The following is a 12,452-nucleotide window of genomic DNA, read 5'->3' as shown; positions in this document are numbered from 1 at the left end:
GTAATACTATTTTCTGTTTAATTTAGATAGCAAACGTAAGAATTCAATGTATAGCCATACTAGAGTAATCATCAATCCCATAGCACCATACCATTCCATATATTTAGGAGCTTTTTGAGCAGCACCTTTTTCTATTTGATCAAAATCTAAAAACAAGTTTAAAGCAGCAATTACAATTACAAAGATGCTAATTCCAATACTCATCAAAGAGTTGCCATAATGTACCGGTTGGTAGCTAATAAAAAAGGTTGCTATCCACGAAAACAAATAGTATACAGCAATCGCAGCCGTAGCAGCAATCACTACCGATCTAAATTTTTCGGTAACCTGCACAATTTTATATTTATACAAACCAAGACAAACTAAAAAGGTTGCAAAAGTGCAACTCACCGCTTGAATTACAATACCGGGATACATTCTTTCAAAAATTGCCGAAATACCTCCAATAAACAACCCTTCTGCAACTGCATAAGCCGGTGATAAATAAGTAGAAAGATGCGGTTTAAAAGTAGTAATCAAAACCAAAATAAATCCAACAATAGCGCCGCCAATAGTAAAAATTATAGGATTCTCCCCATTAGATGTCATGTTCCAAGTGCCAAAGGCACCAGCAACAAGCAACATCAAGAGTATAAAACTTTTGTTGATAGTACCCGCCACAGTCATCGTTTGGTTATAATCCATCACTACCGCATCGTGGGTAATAGAAGTATTATTAAAAGTGTTGGTTTTAAAAAATGGATTTTTAGAGCTCATAATAAAATTAATTTTTTAGTTGCTCAAATATACTTCTTCTTTTGAAATGAAAAAATATTTGCTAAAATATTTAACCTAATTTATGGTTTTTCAGAGGGAGCGAAATGCTTACGCAGATTAGTAAACCTATTTCAGGACAAGATAAAGTTTATACCTTCTCCTCAAATGCAACATCCACATTTACTATTTCATTCAATAAAATCACAATTTCTTCCAAATAATTAGACATAATTTCGGGAGAAATTACTTCTATAACTTCTTTTCCTGCCTTGTAATTGAATGGCAAAAACCCCGATTTTAAATTTTTAAAGGAAATAATTCCAGCTTCCATTTCTAAACCATTGGATTGTGGTTCGTACATAAAAGCGTAAGCAAGAATTTGGATAATCTTATCACTACTAATATCTTCGGTTAAACCCTTCCAGAATTTAAGCGTTACACTTCCCTTCTCTACTTTACCTGTTTTATAATCGATGATTCGGATTTTTCCGTTTCGGTTTTCTATTCGATCCACGTTACCTGCAATTTTTACTGGAAAAGGTAAATTTGGATGCTCTAAAACTCGTTCTAATTTAGATTCTAAAGCAATAATCTGAATTTGATCTCCCTTTTGAATGGCTTCCAATTCGGTTTTCAAAAAATTAAGTACGTTGCGTTTGGCAACTTCATACGCCAAAAGATTCCTCCCTTTTTTGATGTCCCCTTCTTTGTATTCTTTTTTGAATTGTATTAAAACTTCTTCATCAATATTTTTAATACAAATTTTAATGTCATTTTCAATTAATATCTTACCAATTAATGGTTTGTATAATTCTTCTAAAGCACCATGAATAATAGTTCCAAGAGTATTTACCGCGATATTTTCTTCTACTTCATCCGTTTCCGAAATGCGTAAAATACGTTGGAAATAAAACTGAATTGGATTCCGAATATAAGCCGTTAGAGAAGAAGGAGAAAATCCTTTTTCAGCAATTTCCCTCAATCGTTGCATCACACTTTCCGATTTTGGAACGATAATAGGTTGGTGTGCAATATCGGGAACATCGGCATTATAAATCTGAAACGACAGGTTGTGTTTGGGTTGTTTCTCCACTTCCAATTGGGTGATGAAACGGCTTTTTTCTCCAGCGTCCAACCCTTCACTATCCGAATTGTATAACAAATAAACATTCTTAGCGCGTTGCAATAAATGGTAGAAATGATAGGTATAAATGGCGTCTTTTTCTTTAAAAGTAGGCAAGCCCAATTCCCGTTTCACATCATACGGAATAAAGGAATTCATGCTTTTACCCGCAGGAAATTTCCCTTCATTTACCGAAGTGATAATTACCGTTTCAAAGTCCAGCACCCGACTTTCTAAAACGCCCATAATCTGCAATCCGTTAAGTGGTTCTCCTTCAAAAGATACTTCGGCAACATCAATTACTTGTTTGTAAATAGCATAAAGCGTGTCAATGTTGTCTATGTTTTCATGAGACGAGAAATACGAAATCAATTGATTGATTACTTTGAAAATCGAATATACAAAAGCATTCGTGATTTTTTCTTCTTCATTATCCCGACTCAAATTAGATTTTATTAGCAGCAGGATTCTAGATAAATTCTCGAGAACTGTAACCGAATTGGTATCCCATTTTTGGAAAAGCAATTGGAATAATTCGTTGCCATTTGGGTGCAGTTCGAGTATTTTTTTTTGAAGAATAAAAGTGTAATTATTTTGATTGATACGATTCACCAACTCCGATGCATTAACGAAAGGTTCCATTAACGGATGGGTTAATATATCCAAAACATCCTTATAATACAAGACATAACTAGAAGCATTTCTAGACAAAGCATTGGTATGCATTTTGAATAACTTTGCCATTAACAACTGCGCAGGATTGTTTTTGCTTGAAAATCCCATGGTAATATTCAACGCATCTACATTACTTGGTAACGAATATAAAATGGGAAGCAACAGACTTTCTTCTCCAAGCACAACGGCTACATTTTGCAGTTGTCCATTGTTGTCGTTGCTGTGTTTTTCAATAATATCGCCCACTATTTTGGCTTGACCAATAGATTTTGGTGTGCCAATAACTTGAATGTTTTTATCTTGTTGGTAATCGGTAGTAATCCACTCATAGGGATTGGTTTTATAGTAAGGCCATTCCGATTGGAAACGCCGTTGAAAAAGACCCGTATCGTGGTATTTATCCCTCAAGAATACTTCATCAATATCCCAATAAATTTTAGCTTTATCGAGAGCCAAAAGATGTTGCACAATTTTTTCTTCGGCTTGGTTAAGAGCGTTAAATCCTGCAAAAATGTAGTTTTTATCTTTTTTGGTTTCCGAAAAATGATTCAGATTACGAACCGCTTCTCTGTAAATTAGACCTTGGTATCCTACACCTTTTTCTAACAAATACTGGTAGAGAGAATGGTAGTAAAGTGGTAATTTCTTCCAGAAAATGAGATATTTATCTATTAAATCGGTACGTTTATCCACATCCACCGACCAATGTTCTATTTCTTTAATGTTTTCTAGATACTTTAAAACTTTATCGGGTTCTAATAGATATCGATCAATTTCATTAAAGTCTTGTAGTAGTGTTTTAGCCCAATTGGCAAAGGTTTCAAAAGGTTCTTTATCCTTGTCGGTAATTTCTAAATAGATGGTATAAAACTCAAATAATAGCTCTACACTATCAATAGAACGGATTCCGGCAAGATCTTGCACAAAATCTTCAATACTGATTATTTCAGGGGAAAATATAGTTTTGGAGGCTTGTTTTTTTAAAGCATCAATAAGAAAAACCTTAGCCCTCCTATTGGGAAGTATAATAATAGTGTCCGATAACTTATCCGAGTACTCGTTTAAAATTACTTGTGCAATTTGCTGAAGGAAAGTTGTATTTGCCATTGTATAAATATAAAAAAAACGCCCCGAATATCGGGGCGTTTCTTAAAAATATTTTGGAAGAAATTATTTTACTAATTTCACTTCAACTCTTCTGTTATTAGCTTTACCAGCTTTAGTTTTATTAGAATCGATTGGTTTAGTTTGACCAAAACCAGCAGAAGTTAATCTGTCGTTAGCTATCCCATTTTCAACTAAATAAGCTTTTACAGCAGCAGCTCTATCTTCAGATAATTTTTGGTTAGTAGCTTCTTTACCAGAATTATCAGTATGTCCTTCGATGCTAAATTTAGCACTTGGATATTCTTTTAATATAGCAGTAATTGATTGTAATACTGGGAAAGTTTGTTTTTGGAATGAAGCTTTACCGCTATCAAACAAGATAGTTTTAGCATATTCATTCAATTTTTTCATAACGTCTTCAGATACTTCAGGACAACCTTGATTAGCTACAGTTCCAGCAACATCTGGACATTTGTCATCTTTATCAAGAACTTTATCTCCATCTCTATCTGGCCATGGACATCCACCGTTTTCTTTAGGACCTTTTACTGTAGGACATTTATCAGCTTTATCAGCTATTCCATCTCCGTCAGCATCTGGACATCCAGCTAATGTTTTAACACCAGCAACTTCAGGACAAGCGTCATCTTTATCCATTACACCATCTCCGTCTGTATCGGGACAACCATTGAATGCAGCTAAACCAGCTACTTCAGGACAAGCATCATCTTTGTCGATGATTTTATCACCGTCTGTATCAGGACAACCATTAAATTCTAAAGGCCCAGCAGTTTCAGGACAAGCGTCTAAACGATCGTAAATTCCGTCTCCGTCAGCATCTTTAGCTCCAAATTTGAAGATAAGTCCAGCTGCATGTTGCATATGACTTGGAACGTCAAAGTTTGGATTTCTTGTATCATCAAACGAATGTTTGTAAGTTGAAGATAAAGAAAAACCTACTTGTTTAGACAACCATAAAGTTAATCCAAAACCACCATTAATTGTTCCTGCTGAAGCATCACCTAACCATGTGTAACCTCCACCAATGTGAGCAGAAGGATCAATTACACTAGATTTTATTAAAGACATGAAGCTGTATTTCACAACACCGTCTAACGCATAATATGTTAAATCTCCAGGATTAGTTACTGGATAACTACTTGTATAAGTAGTTGGGTCATAAACTTTATCTCCAACTATTTTAGAGATTTTATTAACAGAACCTGTAACTCCAAAAGTGAAATTATCTCCAACATATTTAGAGACGGTAACTGTTGATACTGAAGGGATAATGTTCCAATATTTTTTTGCATTAAAATATTGAGAAAATTGATCTTTAACACTTGACGCAGCACTTACTCTGCCTCCATCTACTGCGTTTGCACCAAACGAAATAGCCCATGTGTTGTCGCTATCTTGTGCCTGAGAGCTTAGTCCTAAAAGCATTAATAAAGCAACTAATTTGTTTAAATGTTTCATACTTAATTTTGTTAGATTATAAATATATAATTATGCAAAAGTAACACCAATAAATGAATTATCAAAATGTTAAAGCTAAATTTCTACATTATATGATTTTTAAGGATTTAGCAACTTCGGTAAAAGCTATAATTGCTCTGTCTAAATGCTCTTTAGTGTGCGCTGCTGAAAGTTGTACTCTAATACGAGCTTTATCTTTTGGCACCACTGGATAAAAGAATCCTATTACATAAATTCCTTTTTTCAACAACTCATCCGCCATTACTTGCGAAAGTTTTGCATCGTATAACATCACTGGCACAATTGCGGAATCTCCATCAATAAAATCAATTCCTGCTGCTCGTAACCCTGCTTTAAAATAATTGGTATTCCATTCTAGTTTATCTCTTAAAGTAGTATCTTTTTCTAAAAGTTCAAAAACTTTAATAGATGCACCAACAATAGCAGGCGCTAAAGAATTGGAAAACAAATACGGACGAGATCGTTGGCGTAAGATTTCAATCACTTCTTTTTTGGCAGTAGTGTAACCACCCATAGCGCCACCTAGTGCTTTACCTAAAGTTCCAGTTATGATATCTACGCGACCCATAACACCTTTAGCTTCCGGTGTTCCTTTACCTGTGGCGCCAATAAAACCAGCCGCATGGCATTCGTCTACCATTACTAAGGCATCGTATTTATCTGCTAAATCACAGATTTTATCTAATGGCGCAACTAAACCGTCCATAGAAAATACTCCATCGGTAACGATTAGTTTAAAACGATGTCCAGCTTCGGTTGCCTTAATCAATTGTTGTTCTAAATCTTCCATATTGGAATTTTCATAACGGTAACGGGCTGCTTTACACAAACGAACGCCATCAATAATAGAAGCATGGTTCAAACTATCCGAAATAATACAATCTTCTTCTCCTAATAAAGGTTCAAAAACGCCTCCGTTAGCATCAAAAGCTGCTGCATATAATATAGTGTCTTCCGTTCCGTAAAAATCGGATATCTTTTTTTCCAAAGTTTTATGAATATCTTGGGTTCCACAGATGAAACGCACGGACGACATTCCGAAACCATGCGAATCTAAAGCATCTTTGGCAGCTTGAATTACTTCGGGATGCGAGGACAATCCTAAATAATTATTGGCACAAAAATTTAGAACGGTTTCGCCATTAACCGTGATTTCTGCTCCTTGCGGCGAAGTAATAATGCGTTCCCGTTTAAAAATACCATTATCCTGAATGGTTTGCAATTCGTTTTGCAAGTGTTGTTGAATCTTTCCGTACATGTTTATTTTAGTTTGTTTTGTTTTTCTTTTGACACGAATTTCACAAATTTGCACAAATTCGAAATCTTTTTTTATTGCACTAATTTAAAACTTAGTTATAATTACTTCCTAGGCTATTAGGGGGAAAGTCTTTTATCTTTCGTCTATTTTCTATAATCTGATTTTCTACAAATTTACAATTTCAATTCCTTCTCCTATATATATGAGTGATTTTTTAACCACTTTATATCCCATGTCTTCAATTGCTTTTTGATAATTTTCTAATTGCACTTGGTATTTAGGCAAATGCGAACCCGTTTTATAATCCAATAAATAAATTTCATTGGAATTATTAAGTACCATTCTATCTGGTTTTACTAAATTTCCTTCTTTTTGGATGATGGTTTGCTCGTTCAAAACTTTCGTTCCTTCCGAGAAAAAGTCTTCCAAATCGGGATGGTTTACAATTTCGTGGATGGTTTTGGTTACTTCTTCTTTTTGATTAAAAACAATTAAACCGTTTTCGATGGCTTTGGTGATGGCCAAATCAATGTCGTTTTTAGTTTTTACAAAAGATAAAATTTCGTGGATGGTATTTCCGTATTCAATAGCATTTTGCTGTTTGGTGTTCCACATTACACTTTCGCGTTGGGCAATTTTGATATTTTTCGGATTCAAAGTTGCAGCAACTTGCGGAATGGTTTGCGTTTCTTTTACTTTTTTATCGTCAACAGATAATTTTTCAGGGTTGCCGAATTCATAATTAAGTTTCGTTTCCTCAAAGCCTTTATCTTGTAAAAACTGAATGAAAAACGTTGACAAATTTTTAGGCAAAGTGCCGTCTTTCTTAATGTTCATTGCCGAAATAACGTGCAATTGTTCTTCGGCACGGGTTAAAGCAACATAAAGCACGTTAACCGTATCCAACAAATCTTCTTGCTTTTTCTGGTTATAAATTTGGGAAGCCTCTGCTCCATAACCTTCTACTTTACTGCTTTTATCGACTAGTGCTTTGGGTAAACCAACAATTTCCTCATCGGCATTAAGCCAAATTTTTTCCTTCGGACCACGGCTAAAATCTTCTTCTGCAAAAGGAAAAATCACTACCGGAAACTCCAATCCTTTCGATTTATGAATGGTCATTATCCGAACAGCATCATTGCCTTCTGGCGATGGAATGCTTAATTTTTCTCCGTTTTTATCCCAATAATTCAAGAAATCCGATATTCCTGCTTGGTTTTTAATGTCGCGTTCTAGAACAATATCTAGAAAATATTGAACATACGCATTTCGTTTTGCAACAAGAATTACTTTCGAAATAATAATTTCTGTTGCCTCATACAAGGATTTTTTTCTGCTGTTTTCAAAAGAAAAATCCAATCCGAATTGCATTAACCAAGTCTGGAACTCCTTCTCGTTTTTTAGCGCAATTCCTTTTGCAATAAAATCATGAATTTCTAGTTGGTCTTGTTGGTTATTAGCCAAATAATACAAGAAATTGGCTTTGGCTTCTTGATCGTTACTATTTTTCAAATAACGTAAAATATTAATCACACATTGCACTTCCGACGACGCACCAAGCAACAAACTTTCAGAAGAAAGAATCGGAATTCCGTTTTCGGTTAAATAATTGGCAATGGCAGTTCCTTGCGATTTTTTTCGGGTTAAAATAACAATATCTTTATTCTTAAAACCATTGGTTTTTGCTTCTTCAATTTTCTTAAAAGTAGCCTCCAAATACAGTTCGTTTTTATCCAAACTATCTTCATCGAATTCCTCTTCCTCTATTTTTGGAAGAAACGAAATCGACACCAATCCTCCTTTTTTGCTATTGGTTTTTTGACGACTATGGTTCAAATACAAATCTTTATAATCTTCGTTTTCAAATTCCTTAGATAAAAACTGAAAGAAATCATTATTAAAATCAATAACTTCCGAATAACTTCTATAATTAGTATCTAAAGTAAATGCCTTTTTATCGGGGTTGTTAAACGGATTTTCGTCTTTGCTTAACTCTATAAATTGCTCGGCTTTTCCACCACGCCATCGGTAAATAGATTGTTTGGGATCGCCAACTAAAAGCAACGAACCTCGTTCCCCTTGCAGGTCTTCGCTCACTAGCGCATTATCAATTAACGGAATCAAATTTTGCCATTGCATTTCGGAAGTATCCTGAAATTCATCCATGAAAAAATGCTTGTACCGTTCTCCCAATCGCTCGTAAATAAAAGGCGCAGGCTGGTTCTGAATTTGTTCGTTAATCAACTTATTGAACTCGGCAATAGAAAGAATATTTTGTTCTTTTTGGATTTTAGCCAACTCGTTACTAACGGTATTCAACAACGAAAGTGGCGTAATATTTTTCAGAAAGGCTTCGTAGAAATTTCGCTTTTCAAATTTTTGATAAATATCTAATAATAATGCCAATAAATCGGGAATTATAGTTTCAATACTAGCCGAATCCTTAGCCGTTTTGTTGATTTTTATATCATCAACTTCGCTATACATTTTATTGGCAGGGTTGAATTTTCGCTCTTGAATACTCACCAAATGTCTAGGAAAATGTCCAGCAGAAAAAGATTTTAAATCGATTCCGTTTTTGTCAATTAAATCCAAGGCTTCATTTGCTAAAGCAACGGTTTCGTCTTCAATTTCTTTAGAAAGAGCACCTAGTTTGGCTTTAATTTCTACAAATTCGGTAATTGTTTTAGTATTAAAATGCGTGATTTCTTCGCGATTGTTTTCGTTCAAAATCATTCTTCCAGTATCCATAATTTCCCGAGAAACATCCCACGATTTATCCTCGTCGGTTTTTTCCATGGTAAAATCTACCAACAAATTAGTCAAAATTTCATCTTCACCGGCTTGTGCAATAATAGCATCCACGGCTTCTGTTAAAAGATTTTCGGTATCTAAAGAAACTTCAAAAGTTATTGGCAAATTTAAATCGTGTGCAAATGCCCGAATGACTTTGTGTGTGAATTTATCAATAGTAGAAATATCAAAAGCAGCATAATTATGAATCAAATTTTTGATGATGCTTTTGGCTTTGGCCTTAATATCTATCAAACTCAAATTGGTTTCTGCATGGATATTTTGCATCAACTGCATCGCTTTTTCCGAAGGAGTGTCTGAAGCAAATTCCGACAGACTTTCTACCACCCGACTTTTCATTTCGTGCACCGCTTTGTTGGTAAACGTAATGGCAAGTATGTTTCGGTAGGCATCGTTTTTAGTGGCAAGCAGAATAATTTTAAGGTATTCTTTTACCAAAGTATAGGTTTTCCCGGAGCCTGCCGATGCGTCGTATATAGAAAATGCTGGTTTATGGATCGTCATAATATATCTCCGAAAGGTTTAAAATTTAATTGGATAAATGTAATTCAATTTTAATTATTTAGACACTAATTTTACTAATTACACTTCTCATGTGATTTATGTAAAAAAAGTGTTTTCTTTTATAAAGATAAATGTATAAATTTGAAGTCAATTTTAATACTAACTTTAACAAAAATATTATGGCATTTGAATTACCACAATTACCTTACGCTTACGATGCGTTAGAGCCACATATTGATGCAAGAACAATGGAAATTCACCATTCTAAACATCATAACGCTTACACTACCAACTTAAATGCTGCTATTGCAGGAACAGATTTAGAAGGAAAATCTATTGAAGAAATTCTAAAAAATCTTGATATGACTAAAATGGCTGTTAGAAATAATGGTGGTGGATTTTTCAACCACAATTTATTTTGGACTGTAATGTCTCCAAATGGTGGCGGTTTACCAACAGGCGAATTATTAGCAGCTATCGAAAAAGATTTTGGTTCGTTTGAAGAATTTAAAACTGCTTTTTCTAAAGCGGGAGCAACACAATTCGGTTCGGGTTGGGCTTGGCTTTGTGTAAAAGATGGTAAACTGGAAGTATGCGGAACGCCAAATCAAGATAACACTTTAATGCCAGGCATTGGTTGTGGTGGAACTCCAATTCTTGCTATGGACGTTTGGGAACATGCTTATTACTTGCATTACCAAAACCGTCGTCCGGATTATATTGAAGCATTCTTCAATGTTATCAATTGGGCAGAGGTGACTAGAAGATACGATTTAGCAAAATAATCATTATTCTATTTTAAAGACAAATCCTAATTAAGCAATTAATTAGGATTTGTCTTTTTTAACTCATTGTGTGTGATTTTTAAACCACATAGATTCATAGTTTAAAAAAAACGAAAGGCGTTTCACTTTAATAAGAAAGCATAGTTATGTGAGCCCATGAATGGGCTATGTAGTACTTTTTTCTATGTCACTATGTGGTTCATTTTTTAAGTTGCTAATACTATTTCTTTAAATTCTCCAACATTATTGTGGTCATCGAATCCATTTCGTATTGGTGTTTCCAGCCCCAATCTTCTCTTGCTAAAGTATCATCTATGGAAGCAGGCCAACTATCGGCAATCTTTTGACGGAAGTCGGGTTTATAAGTTATCGTGAAATTTGGAAGGTGTTTTTTAATTTCTTCAGCAATTTGCGCAGGCGTGAAACTAATTCCAGCCAAATTATAAGCCGAACGAATTTTTACTTTTTCGTTATCCGCTTGCATGATTTCTATGGTTGCTCTAATGGCATCGTCCATATACATCATAGGCAACTTGGTATCTTCCGAAAGGAAACATTCAAAAGTTCCGTTTTCTAAAGCCTTATGGTAAATATCCACAGCATAATCGGTAGTCCCTCCTCCTGGCTCGGTGGTCCAACTGATTAACCCAGGGTAGCGAATGCTTCGCACATCCACTCCATATTGGTGGTGGTAATATTCGCACCAGCGTTCCCCGGTTTGTTTACTAATTCCGTAAACTGTGGTAGGTTCCATGATGGTGTATTGTGGCGTATTTTCTCTCGGAGTTGTTGGTCCGAAAACGGCAATACTAGATGGCCAAAATACTTTTTTAATCTTTTTGGCTTTCGCTAAATTCAAAACATGAAACAACGAATTCATGTTTAAATCCCAAGCAAATGCAGGGTTTTTTTCGGCTGTAGCCGATAATAAAGCGGCCATTAAATACACATCCGTAATTTGGTATTTTTCAATTAAATGCTCAATTTGATTATAATCTAAAGCATTTACTACCTCGAAAATCCCTTTGTTGACAATATCGCTATTTAATTTTCTAATGTCGGATGCAATCACATTGTCGTTTCCATAAACGGCACGGAGTTTCATGGTGAGTTCGGTACCTATTTGTCCGCAAGCACCGATGATTAATATTTTAGTAGTCATAAGTTTGTTTGTTTGTGATACAAATATAAGGTTTTCGTTTAAGAATAGTGGAAACTCCTGCTTCCATCTTCCATCTTCCCGCTTCCTACTTCCAAACATTTACCAAACCTTTCACAAAATCTCTAAAACAAAACTACTACTTTTGTATTTTTGTAATCTAATTCAAATTTCGCTGATGCAATTGAAATCTTTCTACCTACTATTCTTTGCGCTATTAATTGTTTCTTGTAAAGACGACGACTCGCAATTAATTATCGAACAACAAAAAGAAGCCCAAAAAAAAGAGGTTGTTTTTAATACCATCAACCGAGGTTGGGTTTTTGATATTAGTCCACTAGAAGCAACTACACAAAACAAAATACAAAACTGGGTAGAATGGCGGAATTTTTTAACCGAAATCAACCAAAAACCAAAAAGTTCTATTGGCGCATTTCAAAAAAAGGCTTCCGTTTTGTCTAAAAAGGCAATGGATTTACAGTTAAATATTCCGGAAGAATTTAATAAACCGCAAATGAAAACCCGCATTACGGTGCTTATTACCAAAATTAAAACGATGGATTTGTACATTCATTTGCGTCAAATTCCAGATCAAAAAGTAGTAAAACTTATTGGCGAAATAAATACCGAAATCGACTTTTTGCAATTGCAAATGGAGGAAATTGTAAAAAGAAGCCAAATCCCGGTGGAAGAAGGCGAGCAAGACCTTATTAAAATGAAGGACACCACTAGAGCAATCCCAAATTAAAACCTACTAAAACCACCCTCTTG

Annotated in this window: 8 protein-coding genes; 2 read left to right on the top strand and 6 right to left on the bottom strand. The window is 34.8% G+C overall.

What is annotated here, in order from left to right; genetic code table 11:
- Positions 1–6 precede the first annotated feature (6 nt).
- The 5 genes from ACIQ2J_RS01905 to ACIQ2J_RS01885 form a co-directional block, all read right to left on the bottom strand.
- Positions 7–756, bottom strand: coding sequence for a Bax inhibitor-1/YccA family protein (locus ACIQ2J_RS01905; protein WP_396166009.1), 750 nt, complete (start codon positions 754–756; stop codon positions 7–9).
- A 148-nt stretch (positions 757–904) separates the two neighbouring features.
- On the bottom strand, positions 905–3,661 hold the full coding sequence (locus ACIQ2J_RS01900; RefSeq protein WP_396166007.1) for a PD-(D/E)XK nuclease family protein: 2,757 nt from the start codon (positions 3,659–3,661) through the stop codon (positions 905–907).
- A 63-nt stretch (positions 3,662–3,724) separates the two neighbouring features.
- Complete coding sequence (locus ACIQ2J_RS01895) at positions 3,725–5,140, bottom strand: OmpA family protein (protein ID WP_396166005.1); 1,416 nt, start codon at positions 5,138–5,140, stop codon at positions 3,725–3,727.
- 88 nt (positions 5,141–5,228) lie between these two features.
- The gene (kbl, locus tag ACIQ2J_RS01890) at positions 5,229–6,419 is read right to left on the bottom strand and encodes a glycine C-acetyltransferase (RefSeq protein WP_396166002.1); all 1,191 of its coding nucleotides are present in this window, start codon (positions 6,417–6,419) and stop codon (positions 5,229–5,231) included.
- 165 nt (positions 6,420–6,584) lie between these two features.
- Positions 6,585–9,731, bottom strand: coding sequence for a UvrD-helicase domain-containing protein (locus tag ACIQ2J_RS01885; RefSeq protein WP_396166027.1), 3,147 nt, complete (start codon positions 9,729–9,731; stop codon positions 6,585–6,587).
- Positions 9,732–9,916: 185 nt separating this feature from the next.
- Between ACIQ2J_RS01885 and ACIQ2J_RS01880 the strand changes: the two genes are divergently transcribed.
- A complete protein-coding gene (locus ACIQ2J_RS01880) occupies positions 9,917–10,522 on the top strand; it encodes a superoxide dismutase (RefSeq protein ID WP_396166000.1) in 606 nt (201 codons plus the stop codon).
- Between the two features lie 220 nt (positions 10,523–10,742).
- Here the strand turns inward: ACIQ2J_RS01880 and ACIQ2J_RS01875 are convergent, their stop codons facing one another.
- Positions 10,743–11,684: an L-threonine 3-dehydrogenase gene (locus tag ACIQ2J_RS01875; protein WP_396165998.1), complete on the bottom strand. Its 942-nt coding sequence runs from the start codon at positions 11,682–11,684 to the stop codon at positions 10,743–10,745.
- A gap of 175 nt (positions 11,685–11,859) precedes the next feature.
- On the opposite strand from ACIQ2J_RS01875, the gene ACIQ2J_RS01870 reads away from it, so the two are divergent.
- On the top strand, positions 11,860–12,429 hold the full coding sequence (locus tag ACIQ2J_RS01870; RefSeq protein ID WP_396165995.1) for a hypothetical protein: 570 nt from the start codon (positions 11,860–11,862) through the stop codon (positions 12,427–12,429).
- Positions 12,430–12,452: the final 23 nt, after the last annotated feature.

It is taken from the genome of Flavobacterium sp. (genome assembly GCF_044357305.1).
GTDB lineage: Bacteria > Bacteroidota > Bacteroidia > Flavobacteriales > Flavobacteriaceae > Flavobacterium.
Note: the sequence above shows the minus strand (reverse complement) of the source record. Positions and strands in the feature narration are given on the sequence as shown.